This is a genomic window from Micromonospora okii (genome assembly GCF_020884795.1).
Taxonomy (GTDB): Bacteria; Actinomycetota; Actinomycetes; order Mycobacteriales; family Micromonosporaceae; genus Micromonospora; species Micromonospora okii.
In genome coordinates this window covers 48,975-62,751 of sequence record NZ_BBZF01000026.1, presented here as the reverse complement: position 1 = coordinate 62,751, position 13,777 = coordinate 48,975, and the positions used below count along the sequence as shown (strand labels likewise).

General features: G+C 75.4%; 12 protein-coding genes and 1 tRNA gene. 5 read left to right on the top strand and 8 right to left on the bottom strand.

Features of this window, described 5'->3' with window-relative positions; translation table 11 throughout:
* Positions 1 to 262, bottom strand: a 262-nt coding sequence (locus LPU43_RS25160; protein ID WP_229403001.1) for a TetR/AcrR family transcriptional regulator, incomplete at its 3' end; no start/stop codon positions are given.
* Positions 263 to 420: 158 nt separating this feature from the next.
* Here LPU43_RS25160 and LPU43_RS25155 point away from each other — a divergent pair.
* The 5 genes from LPU43_RS25155 to LPU43_RS25135 all read left to right on the top strand — a co-directional run bounded on the left by LPU43_RS25155 (position 421) and on the right by LPU43_RS25135 (position 5,130).
* Positions 421 to 570 carry a hypothetical protein gene (locus tag LPU43_RS25155; RefSeq protein ID WP_229403000.1) on the top strand — a complete coding sequence of 50 codons (150 nt, stop codon included), beginning with the start codon at positions 421 to 423 and terminating at the stop codon, positions 568 to 570.
* A gap of 484 nt (positions 571 to 1,054) precedes the next feature.
* Positions 1,055 to 2,593 carry a putative PEP-binding protein gene (locus LPU43_RS25150; protein ID WP_229402999.1) on the top strand — a complete coding sequence of 513 codons (1,539 nt, stop codon included), beginning with the start codon at positions 1,055 to 1,057 and terminating at the stop codon, positions 2,591 to 2,593.
* The gene (locus LPU43_RS25145; protein WP_229402998.1) at positions 2,590 to 3,567 is read left to right on the top strand and encodes an ABC transporter ATP-binding protein; all 978 of its coding nucleotides are present in this window, start codon (positions 2,590 to 2,592) and stop codon (positions 3,565 to 3,567) included. Before LPU43_RS25150 ends, LPU43_RS25145 begins: the two co-directional genes overlap by 4 nt.
* A complete protein-coding gene (locus LPU43_RS25140; protein ID WP_229402997.1) occupies positions 3,564 to 4,343 on the top strand; it encodes an ABC transporter permease in 780 nt (259 codons plus the stop codon). Before LPU43_RS25145 ends, LPU43_RS25140 begins: the two co-directional genes overlap by 4 nt.
* Positions 4,330 to 5,130, top strand: a complete 801-nt coding sequence (locus LPU43_RS25135) for an ABC transporter permease (protein WP_229402996.1) — start codon at positions 4,330 to 4,332, stop codon at positions 5,128 to 5,130. Before LPU43_RS25140 ends, LPU43_RS25135 begins: the two co-directional genes overlap by 14 nt.
* A gap of 114 nt (positions 5,131 to 5,244) precedes the next feature.
* Here LPU43_RS25135 and LPU43_RS25130 read toward each other — a convergent pair whose 3' ends face one another.
* From LPU43_RS25130 to LPU43_RS25100, 7 genes are all read right to left on the bottom strand, one after another.
* The gene (locus tag LPU43_RS25130) at positions 5,245 to 7,488 is read right to left on the bottom strand and encodes a peptidylprolyl isomerase (protein ID WP_229402995.1); all 2,244 of its coding nucleotides are present in this window, start codon (positions 7,486 to 7,488) and stop codon (positions 5,245 to 5,247) included.
* Complete coding sequence (locus LPU43_RS25125; RefSeq protein ID WP_229402994.1) at positions 7,485 to 8,654, bottom strand: hypothetical protein; 1,170 nt, start codon at positions 8,652 to 8,654, stop codon at positions 7,485 to 7,487. The genes LPU43_RS25130 and LPU43_RS25125 overlap by 4 nt, the downstream gene beginning before the upstream one ends.
* Positions 8,645 to 10,693 (bottom strand): RiPP maturation radical SAM C-methyltransferase, encoded by a 2,049-nt coding sequence (locus tag LPU43_RS25120; protein WP_229402993.1) that lies wholly within the window; start codon positions 10,691 to 10,693, stop codon positions 8,645 to 8,647. Before LPU43_RS25120 ends, LPU43_RS25125 begins: the two co-directional genes overlap by 10 nt.
* A gap of 335 nt (positions 10,694 to 11,028) precedes the next feature.
* A tRNA-Arg gene (locus LPU43_RS25115) sits at positions 11,029 to 11,100 on the bottom strand.
* A 70-nt stretch (positions 11,101 to 11,170) separates the two neighbouring features.
* The gene (locus LPU43_RS25110; protein WP_229402992.1) at positions 11,171 to 11,863 is read right to left on the bottom strand and encodes a winged helix-turn-helix domain-containing protein; all 693 of its coding nucleotides are present in this window, start codon (positions 11,861 to 11,863) and stop codon (positions 11,171 to 11,173) included.
* Positions 11,864 to 12,180: 317 nt separating this feature from the next.
* Positions 12,181 to 12,849 (bottom strand): DUF305 domain-containing protein, encoded by a 669-nt coding sequence (locus LPU43_RS25105; RefSeq protein WP_229402991.1) that lies wholly within the window; start codon positions 12,847 to 12,849, stop codon positions 12,181 to 12,183.
* A gap of 36 nt (positions 12,850 to 12,885) precedes the next feature.
* Positions 12,886 to 13,701, bottom strand: a complete 816-nt coding sequence (locus tag LPU43_RS25100; RefSeq protein ID WP_229402990.1) for a thioredoxin-like domain-containing protein — start codon at positions 13,699 to 13,701, stop codon at positions 12,886 to 12,888.
* Positions 13,702 to 13,777 lie beyond the last annotated feature (76 nt).

Below are 13,777 nucleotides of genomic sequence, written 5' to 3'. Positions count from 1 at the left end.
CCTCGCCGGCGATGCGCTGGGCGTCGGCGCCCGCAGGCCCGCAGATCCGCTCGTCCAGCTCGTGCAGCGCGGCGAGCGCCGGGGCCATCAGCGCGCTGAGCAGGGCTTCCTTGCTGGCGAAGTGGTAGAGCACCGTCGCCTTGGAGACGCCGACCTCGCGGGCGATGTCCTGCAACGAGGTGCCCTTGTACCCGGTGACGGCGAAGCGCCGCCCCGCCGCCGCGAGGATCTCCGCGGGGGTCTCCGGTACCGCGCGTGCCACTGCCGCATCACCTCCCTTACCCAGCATGACTGACCGATCGGTCAGAGCCTGACCGATCGGTCAGAGAGTGGTGCTTGCCACACGCGGGCCGCGTCGCCGCCGGGGCGGGGTGCGGCGGAGGGTCGTCCGACACCTTCGATGCATGTACAGTCTTCGATATGGCGAGCACGCGCGAGAACGCGCTTCCGAAGGACACGCAGGAGGACCTGGCGGAGCTCGACTTCGCCCCGATCACCAACGAGGAGGCCATCAAGGTGGAGGACCGGACGTACCTGTTCGGCGTCCACGTCGACGGCGTCCGGGGCTGACCGCTTCCGGTCGAGCCTCACCAGCACGGGGAGTCCGGCGGGTGCCGCCCGCCGGATTCTCCACGTTCAGGACGGGGGACGCGGGCTGCGTACCGACTCCGGCAGTGGCCTGGCCTACTCGTGCGACCCGGACACCGGCCGGCCCGGCCTCGCGGGCCGCTTCCGGGCCGGGGGCACCGGCGCCGAGCTGCTCCTGCGCGGCGGCCGGGACCTCGCCGAGGCGGCGGCAGACCAGCCGTGGGGCGCGGAGCTGGCCGCGCTGGCCCGGGCCGCCGAGCGCGAGGCCGGCCACCCGGTACGGATCGAGTTCGTCGTCCGCCACCACCGGCTCACGGTCCTCGCCGTCACCCCCGCCGCGCCGCGCGGCGCCGCGCTGCTCGCCCACGTCGCGCGCGGCCTCGACGACGGCACCCTCACCGACACCGACGCGCTCGACCTGGTCGACGCCGACGACCTCGCCCTCGCCCTGGCCCCCGCCGGCCGCGTGAGCGGCCTGCCGGTGCTCTGCCACGGGCAGGGCGTCGCGCCCGGCGTGGCCGAGGGGGTGGCCGTGTTCAGCGCCGACGCGGCGGTGGCCGCCCGGGACGGCGGGGCCGAGCCGGTGCTGATCCTCCCCGTGACCATGCCGCAGGACCTGCCCGGCCTGCTCGCCGCCGTCGCCGTGGTCACCGAGCAGGGCGGCAGCACCTCCCACGCGGCCGTGGTCACCCGGGGCCTCGGCCGGGTCTGCGTGACCGCGCTGCGCGACGCCCGGGTCGACCTCGACGCGCCCTGCCTGCGCCCCGACGACGGGGAGCCGGTGCGGCCCGGCGACCGGATCACCGTGGACGGCACCGCCGGGGCGGTGCACCGGGGCGGTCGGCAGGCCGAAGGCTCCCGGTCGAGCGCCGGCGGTGCCGCCGGCGCGGGCGAACCCGACGCGCCGGCGACGCGGGCCGTGGCGCGCGTCCTCGCCGCCGCCGACCGGCGCGCCGGCCTCGCCGTGCGGGTCAACGCCGACACGCCCGCCGACGCCGAGGCCGGACGGGCCGCCGGGGCCACCGGCGTCGGCCTCTGCCGCGTCGAGCACATGCTGCTCGGCGAGCGGCAGCCGCTGCTGGCGACGATCCTGACCGGGGCCGCCAGCGCGGCCACCTCCGAGGCGCTCGACCGGCTGCGGGAGACGCTGCGGGACGACTTCGTGGCCATGCTGCGGGTCATGGATGGGCTACCCGTGACGGTCCGGCTGCTCGACCCGCCCCGGCACGAGTTCCTCCCCGACCTGACCCGGCTGGAGGTCGCCGAGGCCGTGGCGCGGGCCGGCGGCGGGGCCGGACCGGACCCGGTGGCGCTCGCCGCCGCCCGGCGGCTGCGCGAGACCGACCCGATGCTCGGCGTACGGGGCATCCGGCTGGGCGTGCTCGACCCGCGCCTGCTGGAGGCGCAACTGGCCGCGCTGGTCGAGGCGACCGCGCTCGCCCGGCGCGACGGGGGCGACCCGCGACCGGAGCTGCTGGTGCCGATGGTGACCGTGCCGGCCGAGCTGGAGCTGGTGCGCGAGCGGCTGGCCGAGGCGTACGAGCGGTTCGGCGCGGCCGGGGCGGAGCCGATGCCGGTGGGGGCGATGGTCGAGACGCCGCGCGCCGCGCTCCTCGCGGGCGAGCTGGCCCGCGTGGCGGACTTCCTCTCCATCGGCAGCAACGACCTCACCGCGCTGGTCTGGGGGCTGTCCCGCGACGACGCCGAGCGCGAGCTGGTCCCCCGGTACCGGGAGCTCGGCCTGATCGAGGCGTCGCCCGCCGCCCGGTGGGACGACGACGGCGTCGGCGTCGCGGTCCGGCGCGCGGTCGTCGCAGCACGTAGGGTGAGGCCGGGCATCGGCGTTGGTATCTGCGGGGAGCACGCGCTCGACCCGGCGGCCGTGCGGCTGCTGGTCCGGCTCGGGGCCGACTACGTCTCCTGTTCCCCGGCGCGCCTGCCCGTGGCACGGCTGACCGTCGCTCGGGTGACGGTCGCCGCGGAGCGAGCGACGGAGGCGCGATGAGCGGGCCAGCGGTCGAGGTGACCGGGGTGGGCCGGGTGTTCGGCCGTGGCCGCGACCAGGTGGTGGCGCTGCGCGACGTCACCTTCCAGGTCGCCGAGGGTCAGATCCTGGGCATCCTGGGCAGCAACGGCGCGGGCAAGACCACGCTGACCAAGATCCTGGCGACGCTGCTGGAGCCGAGCACGGGCACCGCCCGGGTCTTCGGCCACGACGTCCGGCGGGAGCTGCGGGCCGTGCGCCGGCTGACCGGGGTGGTGTTCGGCGGGGACCGGGGCTTCTACGGCGCGCTCTCCGGCCGGGAGAACCTGCGCTACTTCGCGATGCTCGCCGGCGTCGGGCGGCGCGCGATCCGCGCCAAGGTGGACGACGCCCTCGCCGACGTGGGGCTCGCCGAGGCCGCCCGCCGGCCCGTGGAGACGTACTCGAAGGGGATGCGCCAGCGGCTGCACATCGCGCTGGGCCTCGTCGCGGAGCCGCGCCTGCTGCTGCTCGACGAGCCCACCGTGGGGCTCGACCCGGTCGAGGCGGAGCGGCTGCGCGGCACGGTCGCGCGGCTGCGCAGCACCGGCGTGTCGATCCTGCTGACCAGCCACTACCTGCTGGACATCGAGCGGCTGGCCGATCGGGTGCTGATCCTGTCCCGGGGCACGGTCACGATGGACACCACGGCCGGCGAGTTCGCCCGCTCGGCCGGGTTCGCCGCCACGGTGACCGTGCGGGGGCGCGGGCCGACGCCGCAGCGGTTCGACGCGCTGGGCGCGACGGCGGAGGACGTCGAGGAGCAGGGCGGCGTCTGGACGGTGCGGCTGCGCGTGCCGGAGTGGGGCGGCGGCACGTTCGAGCGGCTCTCCGCCGCGCTCGCCGGCCTGGAGGTGCTGGCGGTCGACGTCGCGCCGGTGCGGCTGGAGGACGTCTACGCCACCGTCATGGGCCGCCTGTCGGCCGACGAGCCCACGGGAACGAGGGCGCCGTGACCGATCGCCTGCTCACCGCCGCCTGGGTGGTGTGGACGGCGCTGCGCGCCGAGCAGCGGGGGATGCGCACCCGGCCCACCGTCGTCGTGGTCTCGGTCGTGCAGCCGGTGGCGCTGCTGGCCGTGGTCGCCGGCACCCGCAGCCTCACCCCCGACCGGACCAGCGTCGTCGTCTCCGCCGTGGTGCTGACCGCGATGTGGAGCGCCACCGTGTGGACGGCCGGCGGGGTGCTGCGCCGCGAACGCTCGTACGGCACGCTGGCGCGCAGCGTGACCAGCCAGTTCTCGCCCAGCCTGGTGCTGTTCGGCCGCAGCCTCGGCGCGACGCTCTACAGCGTGGCGTGCATCCTCGCCAGCTCGGCCGCCGTGATCGTGCTGCTGCGGCTGCGGGTCGCCGTGCCGCACCCGCTGTGGCTGCTCGCCGCGCTGCTCGTCGTCCTGGCCTCCGGCACCGCGCTCGGCATGCTGCTGTCCTGCCTGTTCCTGGTCACCCGGCACGGGCTGGCCTGGTCCAGCGCCCTGATCTACCCGGTGTTCATCCTGGGCGGGTTACTGATCCCGCCCGACGCGCTGCCCGAGTGGCTGCGCTGGGTGCCGGCGCTGCTCAGCCTCCACTGGGTGCACGAGTTCGTCGTCGGCCTCAGCTCCGGCGCGGTGCGGGCGACGCCGCTCGCGGTGGCGGTCGCGCTGACCATGGCGTACCTGGTGGCGGCGGTCGGCTGCCTGCGCGCCGCCGTCGACGCCGGCCGCCGGAGGGGGACCCTTGAGCTCGTCTAGCCTCTCGGCGAGCCCGCTGCTGTGGCGGCTGGGCGAGGCCGTCCGCTTCGGGTGGCGCGAGTTCATCGCCACGAATCCGCCGAGCGTGCTGGGCGGCAGCATCCTGCCCCGGATGCTGCTCCAGGCGCTGTTCTTCACGCTGCTCGGCGGCGTCGTGGCGGGCGCCCGCCACCAGGAGTACGCCTACGTCGGCGGCCTGATGCTCGCCCTCGCGATGACCAACATCCTCTACGTCTCGCAGGTGCCGGTGGCCGACAAGGAGTCCGGCACGTTCTGGCGGCTGCGCAGCGGGCGGCTGCACCCCACGGCCCTGTTCGTGGCGCGCGCGCTGCCGTACCCGCTGGCCGGCTTCGCCGTGGCCGTCGTCGTCGCCGCCGTCGTGGCCCCCCTTGCCGGGCTGGGCGAGCTGGCGCTGCGGCTGGTCCCGATGTCGGGCGTCTACCTGCTGATCTCCTTCACCGCGACCGCCGCCGGCCTGGCCGCCTCCGCCTTCTCCGTGGGCCGGCGGGTCGAGACCCTGGCCAGCAACCTGACGGGGTACGCGGTGATGCTGTGCAGCGGCGCGTTCCTGCCGCCGGGGCGGGTGCCGGTGATCGACGTCGTCGGGGCGGTCCTGCCCGGCCGGCACGGGCTGGCGGCGGTGCACGCCTTCCTCGGCGGCGAGCCGTGGGCGGCGCGGGTGGCGGCCGAGGCGGCGGTGGGGGTCGGCTGGCTGGGCGTGGCCGCCCTCGTCGTCGCCGTGCAGATCCGCCGGGCCCGCCGGCACGGTCACGACGACTTCGTCTGAGCCTGCGGCACCCGACGGGCGGCGGCACCGCCGTGCTGCGGCACCCCGCAAGCTGCGGCACCCGACGGGCGGCGGCACCGACGGGCGGGCGGCACCCCGCCGGACGGGCGGCGCTCAGGCGGGGTCCGCGTCCACCGTCACCCGGCGCAGCCGCACCGGCCCGGACGCCTCGGCGAGCGCCGACACCACTCGTCGGGAGGCCCCGTCGTCCACCTCGCCGAACTGCACGAACGCGCCGTCGAGGTGCCGGGCGGCGGCCAGGGTGACGAAGAAGCGGGAGCCCGCGCTGTCCCGCCCGTTGTTCGCCATCGCCACCAGGAACGGCCGGTCGAAGACCGCGTCGGCCTGGAACTCGTCGGGGATGCGGTACCCCGGGCCGCCCAGCCCGGTGCCGGAGCGGTCGCCGGCCTCCACCAGGAAGCCCGGCACCCGCCGGTGGAACTCCACGCCGTCGTAGAACGGGTCGTCGCGCGGCTCGCCGGTGGCCGGGTCCCGCCACGGCCGCGCGCCGGTCGCCAGCGCCACGAAGTTGTCGACGGTGTGCGGCACCACCGCCGGCCACAGCCGCAGCCGCACGTCGCCCAGGTCGGTGTGCAACGTGGCGGCCACCGCCGCGTACCGGCGGGGCACCGCCGGCCACGGGCGGCGGAACTGCCAGGTGCGGGCGCGGATCGGCGCGGTCGCGTCGGCGGGGGAGGCGGCCAGCTCCTCGGCCTCCTCGGCGGACCCGCAGCCCAGGGTGCCGGGCGGCGGCGCGCCGAGGGCGAGCCGGGTGGTCCGGGGCCGCTGCGGCGCCGGGGGTTCGGCCGCCCGGTCGGGGCCCAGCCACTGCGCGCAGTAGCCGCGCTCCAGCCGGTGCCGGTGCCGCTGCCAGCGGCGGCGCACCTCGGCCGAGGCGTGCCGGGCCAGCGTCGCCAGGTCCCCGGCGGCCTGCGCCTCCAGCACCGGCATCAGGTGCTCGGCCTCGAAGTACTTGTCGAAGAGGCAGCCGTTGTTGTGTTGCAGGGTGAAGCACTGGTCGACGAAGACGCGGTCGGGCAGCTCACCGGCCGCGTACCGGCGCAGCATGGCCGCGATGGGGGCCCACGCCTCGCCGCCGTACTCGACGCCCGGCCCGGCGAAGGCGTCCACCGCGAGGTCCAGCGCGGGGATCTCGCCCAGCTCCCGGCGGGCCCGCCACCAGCCCACCCGGCTGTCGCCGAGGTTGACCCGGCGCAGGAACGCCGCCAGGTCCGGCGGGAACGTGTCGAGGCGGGCGCACTCGTAGTGGCCCAGCTCCGTACCGATGATCAGGTCGAGCTGGCCGGCGAAGTCGGCGCTGAGCTGCGGGGCCCACCGGGCGAGGCGCTCGGCGGCCTCCGCGTCGCCCTGCGCCGCCAGCCACTCGACCAGGTAGAAGTCGGCGGCCAGGGCCGCGCCGTCGACGTTCTCCACGTACCAGCGGGGGGCGTGGGCGGCGGCCTCCCCGGCGATGGCGGCCAGCGCCCGCTCCCGGTCCAGGTGGCCGTGCAGGTACGACAGCCAGTGCCGGCGGGCGAGGTCGTAGAGGCGGGGGAAGCGCCACGCCGTGCCGAGCACCTCCACGCAGGGGCGGTGCGTCGGGTCCGTGCTCCGCACGAGGTGCCCGGCGGTCAGCTCCACCAGCGTCTTGGTCAACAGCAGCCGCAGCCGCCGCTGGTACGGCCCGCCGCCCGGCAGCAGCGCCCCCAGCCGGGTCAGCAGGTGGCCGGGGGCGTGCTCGGTGCGCAGCAGCACCCAGCCGAGCTGGGTCAGCACCGCGTCGGCCAGCGTGGAACCGACGTACCGCCGGAAGTCGAGGTAGGCCCCGGCCACCCGGGAGCCGTCGAGGAGCAGCCCCACCGACGGCGGGTACGGCGCGAACGGCACCAGGTAGAGGGGCAGCTCCACCGACGTTCCCGGCACGCCCATGGCCGCCGCCAGCGCGTCGGCCACCCGGGGCAGGCAGAGGCGATCGTCGAGGTCGGCCTCGGCGGCGGCGCGGCTGGTCTCGTAGGCCGCGATGGCGGGGGCGAGCCGGGGCCGGGCCGCCTCCATCGCGGCGAGCACCGTCCGGGTCGCTGCGTCGGCGGCCGTCCTGCTCGGGGTGGCCTCGTCGGTGGCGAGCCCGTTCGCGGTCGCCGCAGCGGCTTCCGCCGGGGGGCCCGGGGCGGCGAGGGCGGCCGGCGGGATCGGCACGCCGTTCTCCCGCCAGCCCCGCAGCCCGTCGCGGAAGGCGTCGACGGCAGGCTCGACCGGCCGGGGGAGCAGGCAGACCTCCCACGAGCACCGCCCGACAAGCTCCCGGTGCAGGGCCAGGTAGAGGTCGAGGGTGTCGCTGCGGGCGTACGTCACCTTCACGCCGGCCCCCCGGTGACCAGCCCGGCCGCGAGCAGCCGGTCGACCAGCTCCGTCACCCGGGCCGGGGTCAGCTCCCCGGCGGGGGCATGCGCCGCGCCCAGGCCCGCCACGTCCCGGCGCAGCGTCGCCGCGTCCACGCCGTCGCAGAGCGCCCAGACCAGCGCGGCGGCGTGGCTCAGCCGGACCCGGCGGCTGTCGGGCCGGGTGAGCACCACCCCGTCGGCGTACGCCCGCACGGAGAGCTCCGCCGCCCGGCGCAGCGGCCCGTCCCCGGCCAGCCAGCGCGGCCAGCGCGCCATCGCCACGCCGTGCCAGCCGAGGGCGGCCGTCGCGGCGAGGCAGGTCTGGGCGAACCGGCGCAGGTCCGCCAGGCGCACCGCGTCGGGGGTATCGGCCAGCGGGTCGTCTGCCAGCGGGTCGTCTGCCAGCGGGTCGTCTGCCAGCGGGCCGTCAGCCAGCGGGTCGTCGGTCAGCGGGGTGTCGGCCGGCGGGCCGTCTGCCAGCGGGTCGGCGCGCAGCAGGCGGCGGAAGCGGTCGTGCGGGAAGCCGGCCGGCGCGGAGCGGTCGAGCTGCCGCCACACCCACTTCTCGCCGGGGAAGAGGTCGCCGCAGGCGGCGGCGAGGGCCTTCCCGGCGGTACGCAGCAGCAGCCGCGCCACCATCGTGGCGCTGTCGGCGTCGCGGGGCTCGTCGATCAGCCCGGCCAGGTCCTCCTGGCCGTAGTGGGCGAGGTTGAGCCAGCGGGTGATCACCAGGCGGCGCAGCGTCAGGTCGTGCTCCCGCAGGGTCCGGCGCAGCCCGGCCGCCCCGCCGTCGACGACGATCTCCCCGCCGTGCAGGCGTACCGCCGTGGTGACGTCGCGGTCGGCGACCACGTCCGCGCCGTCGTCGCTGCGCAGCGTCGCGGCCACCACCCGCCGCACGGTCTCGGCGAGGGCCGCCGTGGGGATCCGGTGCACGTCGACGCGGACCGGGCCGGCGAAGACCTGCTCCCGGCCGGGTTCGAGGCTCGGGCCGGCGAGGTGGACGTCCACGTCGGACGTGTGGTTGCCCAGCCCCACGGCGAGGCTGCCGGCGACGAAGGCGCTGGTCACACCCGGACCGGTCGCCAGCCGCGCGGCCACCTCCCGGGCGAGCGCGAGCCGCTCCGGGGCGCTCACCACCATCCGGGGTTCTCCGGAATCGCCAGCGACAGGTAGTGCCCGTCCTCGGAGACCATCACCCCCGAGCGGCAGCAGCGCTCCAGCAGGGCCGTCACCGCCTCGGCGCGCACCCGGTGCCCGGCCGGCTCCAGCGCCGCCCGCACCCGCTCGGCCGAGTGCGGCTGGTCGCCGCACAGCTCGTACGCCTCGGCCTGCCAGCCGGTCAGCACCGCCCGGCGCGGCTGCTCGCCCCGGGTGTCTACCAGCACCAGTCGCCCCGGCAGCCGCTGGTAGACCAGGGAGGGTGGGCGCGCCGCCCAGCGCCGCCGCCACCGCCGGGCGGCCTCGGACAGGGCGGCGAAGGACTCCTCGCTCCCCGTCCCCTCCGCCGTGTAGTCGAAGAAGTAGGCGATGCGGGAGTGGTCGAGCGAGGCGGGGTAGATGTGCCGGTAGCTGGGCCGGGGCCGCACGTCCGAGATGGGGAACCCCGGGTCGGTGAAGTACGGGCTGAAGCGCTCCAGCCACAGCCGGCTGCACCCGTCCGGCGGGTGCAGGTGGTGCAGCAGGGGCAGCAGCTCCACCTGCTCGCGGTAGTCGGCGTCGGTCTCGCCCGGGAAGCCGGTCAGCAGGTTCCACGCCACCCGGATGCCGTGGTAGCGGGCCCACTTCAGCAGCCGGATGTTGAGCAGCTTCGTGGACCCCTTGCGCATCAGCCGCAGCACGTTGGTGCTGAGGCTCTCGATGCCGGGCTGGATGGTGAGGACGCCGGCGCGGCGCAGCACCGCCAGTTGCTCCCGGGTCAGGTTGGCCTTGACCTCGAAGAAGACGTGGATGTCCCAGCGCCGGTCGGCCAGGTCCGCGCAGAACGACGACAGGTACGACATGTCGAGGATGTTGTCGACGGCCTCGACGTGCACGCTGGGGTAGGCGGCGAGCAAGGCCGACAGCTCGGCCACCGCCCGGTCCGGGCTCTTCGACCGGTACGCCATCCCGAGCGCGTTCAGCCCGCAGAAGGTGCAGTGGTGCTTCTGCCCCCACCAGCAGCCCCGGGCGAACTCGACGGGCAGCTTGGGCGGCTCGTCGCCGAGGATCGTCGCCCACCCGTGGCGCTCCAGCGCCCCGAAGTAGTCGGCGTAGTCGGGGACCGGCAGCCGGTCCATCTCCTGCGTGCGGGGCGCGTCGGTGGCCTGCGCGGTGCCGGCCTGCGGGGCCCTGCCCTGCGTGTCGCCGCCCTGCGCGTCGCCAGCCTTCGGGGCGCCGCCCTGCGTGTCGTTGGCCTGCCCGGCGGGGCCGCCTCGCCCGGTGAGCACGCCCGGCACCCGGCACCTGGCCTCGGCCGGGCACTCGGCGGCGGCGAGCTGCGCCAGCAGGCGGGGGAACGCCACGTCGCCCTCCCCGGTCACCACGTAGTCGAGCCAGGGCAGCGCGCGGGCGTACTCGGCACCCATGTCGCCGTCGAAGTTCGCCCCGCCGTACACCTGCACCAGGTCGGGGTGCGCCTCGCGCAGCCGCCGGCCGAGCGCCAGCGACGCGGTGTTCTGGAGGAACGTGGAGGTGAAGCCGACGACGTCGTAGCCGGACCAGTCGATTCCCCGCACGCACCCGCGCAGCCAGTCGGGGATGGTGCGGCGGCGCAGCTCGGTCAGCTCGTCCAGGCCGCCGCCGGTCAGCTTTCCCCACAGCCGCTCGACCTCGGGAAAGTCAACGTAGTACGCGGACTCGGGCAGCACGTCGCCGAAGGCCGCGTACGTGAACAGCCACTCGCCGATCAGGTGTAGCCGCTCGCTCGGGATGCCCGCCAGGCCGTCGTAGGTACGCGCGCCGATCAGGGCGGCGAAGTCGAGGTTGAGATAGTGCGCGTCGCAGCGGTGCCCGGCAGCGCGCACCACGGACTGCAACAGCCCGCACTGGATGGACGGCGCATCGAGGCGCGCCCACGGCATGTTGACCATCGCCACCCGCAGGGGGCGGGCGGGCGGCGGCTCGACCTCGGGCGCGCCGGGAGCCGCCGTGAGCAGCGGAAGTTCGATCGCCATGCACACCAGCCCCCGAAGATCAGGCATGAACGCGAAAGGCGATCCTATCGACGAATGTCGCTGCGGCCTACCCCGTCGCCGGAGGGCCTGCTCCGGGGCGGCGCCCTGCGGAGTGATTCTTGGTGGCAAACGGCCCCTCCGGGGGCCGAAATCTACCAAGATCTACTCCGCTTTGCCGCGCGTCCTGGCGATGGTGCGGCGGGCCCGTGGCGGCGAGGTGCGGCTGTACTTCCGCTACCTCGGCGAGGGCATCCGCCAGCGACCGGGGCGGTTCGCCACCGTGTACGGCTGACCGTCGGGGTCGGGAAACGACGAAGGCCGTAAACCAGTGTCCTGGTCTACGGCCTTTTCGCATCGTGGTGTGCCCCCGGCAGGATTCGAACCTGCGCCCCCGCCTCCGGAGGGCGGTGCTCTATCCCCTGAGCTACGGGGGCTCAGCGACCTCAGAAGACTAGCAAACGCCCCCACCGATCGCCGAATCGGCACCCGCCGATCGCCCGGCCGTCAGGCCGCGACCGCCCGGCCGCAGCTCGGCAGCGGGTGCAGCACGATCCGTCGGGGCAGCCGGCGCGGCCACTCGTTGCGCGGCCAGGAGCCGTCCACGATGAGGTGCACGGTGCGCTCCTCGGCCCCGCTGAGCCGCAGCACGAAGTCGCGGGGCAGCGGCGGGTCGACCGAGGGCGTGGTGACCATGAAGCGGACCCGCCCCCGCGAGGAGACGGCCGAGATCACGTCGGCCGCCGGCATCGTGCCGCGCAGGCGCACCCGGCCGATCCAGTAGACCTCGGCGAGGTGCTCCTGGGCGGAGCGGGTGATCGCCGGGTACTCCAGGCGTACCCAGCGCTCGACCGCGCTGACGCAGAGGCCGCAGGCGCGCTCGCGCGGCTCGCGCGGCCCCAGGCCCCAGGCCCGCAGGTACGTCCCGACGGCCCCGACGTCCATCGTCGGGTCGAACCGGCGCTGGACGAGCGTGGTCAGGCTCTGCCGCGTCCACAGCTCCTCGTCCAGGCCGAACTCGTCCGGGTGGACGCCCCGCAGGACGTCGATCAGTTCCAACTCCTGTTCGCGGCTGAGCGTTCCCGGCTCGCCCTGCCGCTGTCCGCGACGGATGGCTGCCACCGTTCCGTCACCGCCGATGGTGTGGCGTCGGCACCAACTGGTGACCGAGCGCCGCGCGTCTCTGAGTGCAACCCCCACGTCTTGCGCAACGAGCGCGAATCACGCCTGGTCACGATATGTGGGTAGAAAAGTGGCCGACCGCGCCAAACAGGCTAAACGGACACGCTTCGCCGTCGGCCCCGCGCCAGCGCCCAGCCCCGGCCCGCGATGTCGGCGACATGGGGTGGTCCAGCCGCTGGGGATCCCGCCATGTCGCCGACATGGCGGCACCCGCCCGCGCGGCGCCCCGCCCGCGCGGCGCCCGCGGCGGACGGCGCGGCCCGGAACGACGAAGGCCCGCGTGGTCCGCCGTGTTGGCGGGACGCGGGCCTTCGTCGTCGGTGCGGGGAGCGGCCTCAGCCCTTGAGTCGGTCGCGCGCGGCCACCAGGTTCTCGAGGTCCTTCTGCTGGACGTTCTTCATGGTCTGGGCCACCCGGACGACCTCCGCCTCGTCGCTGACGTCGAGGATGCCGTCGATCATGTGGATGCCGCCGTTGTGGTGGTCGATCATCAGGTCCAGGAAGAGGAGGTCCTTCTCCCGGCCCTGGGCGGTGCGCAGCTTCGCCATCTCCTCCGGGGTGGCCATGCCCGGCATCAGCCCGTCACGGATCATGCTCTCCCCGTCGGGCATCCACGCCATCCGGGGCTGAGACCCGGTCGGGTCGAGCCCCCAGGAGCGCAGCCAGGTCTGCATGACGCCGATCTCGCCCTGCTGGCCGGCGGCGATGTCGCCGCCCATGCTGACCACCTCGGGGTCGCTGCCCCCCTTGAAAGCGAGCAGCCCCATCTCCACGGCCTGGGTGTGGTGGGTGGTCATGTCCCGGACGAAGCCCGCCTCCGCCGAGGTGTCACCCGGGCGGGTGAGCTTCGGCGTGAGCAGGCCGCCCGCGTACCCGAGGAGGAGGCCGACCACGACGGCGGCGACGACCGCGAGCGGGCCGAAGCGGCGCGCGGCCGACGGGCGGCCCTCGTCGGTGACGGTGACCTCGCCCAGGTCGGGGCCCGTCGTCGTGGGTGCGGTCATCGGGGTCCTCGTTCTCTTCCTCGGCGGTGCAGGGTGTTACTGGGTGGGCATCGGGGTGCCGTCGCGCGGCGTGGTGCCGGTGGCGGTGATGCCGGGCGGGCCGCAGTTGGCCGTGGGGCCCTCGATCGAGGCGTTCACCCGCAGGGTCTTGATGAACTCGTCGATCCGGCTGTCGTCGGCGTTGTCGACCTTGAGCTGGAAGCCCCAGGCCTGGAGGGAGATCGGCTTGTCCTGGCCCTCGTACGGGCTGAGCATCATCTTCTCCTGGCCCTGGACCCTGTCCCGGAGCTTGGTCACCTGGTCGGCGGCCAGGTCGGGGCGGTAGGTGATCCAGACGGCGCCGTGCTCCAGGCTGTGCACCGCGTGCTCGTTGGCGATCGGGGCGTCGTAGACGTCGCCCATGCAGTTCTGCCAGGTCGCGTTGTGCGGGCCGGCCACCGGCGGGGCCTGCGCGTACGTGATCGAGCCCTGCTTGTGGTTGCTGCCCTTGACCAGCTCCGGGTCCTTCTTGCGGAAGTTGACCACGCCGTCGATGCCGCTCGCCCGGTCCTCCCACGGCTTCGAGCCCTGGAACGCGGCCCACGCGCCGTAGCCGATGATCGCGACGGCGAGCACGCCGACCGCGACGAAGAGGGCGATCGGCCCCCAGGAGCGACCCTGGCTGACCTTCACGGGCGCGATCGGCTTGCGCGGGCCCTTGCCCTTGCCGCCTGCCGAGGGGCGGGGGGTTGCGCCCGTGGACTTGTCGGCCCCGGCCTTGGCGCCGGACGCCGGCCGGCCCGCTGCCGGCTTCTTGCCGGTGCTGACCACGGTCGGACGGCGCTCCGGGCCGCCCGGGGTGCTGATGCTCATCGTGCCTCGTCAGGTCGGTCGGTCAGGACGGGTGGCGGGTCGGGGGTCACGCGCAGGGTCGCCGCCGGGTAGCCGA

What these genes read in the sequence shown, in the direction of transcription:
- LPU43_RS25155 (WP_229403000.1), top strand. Translation starts at nt 421, where the DNA reads ATGGCGAGCACGCGCGAGAACGCGCTTCCGAAGGACACGCAGGAGGAC.
- LPU43_RS25145 (WP_229402998.1), top strand. Translation starts at nt 2,590, where the DNA reads ATGAGCGGGCCAGCGGTCGAGGTGACCGGGGTGGGCCGGGTGTTCGGC.
- LPU43_RS25125 (WP_229402994.1), bottom strand. Translation starts at nt 8,654, where the DNA reads ATGGTGGTGAGCGCCCCGGAGCGGCTCGCGCTCGCCCGGGAGGTGGCC.
- LPU43_RS25120 (WP_229402993.1), bottom strand. Translation starts at nt 10,693, where the DNA reads ATGCCTGATCTTCGGGGGCTGGTGTGCATGGCGATCGAACTTCCGCTG.
- LPU43_RS25105 (WP_229402991.1), bottom strand. Translation starts at nt 12,849, where the DNA reads ATGACCGCACCCACGACGACGGGCCCCGACCTGGGCGAGGTCACCGTC.
- LPU43_RS25100 (WP_229402990.1), bottom strand. Translation starts at nt 13,701, where the DNA reads ATGAGCATCAGCACCCCGGGCGGCCCGGAGCGCCGTCCGACCGTGGTC.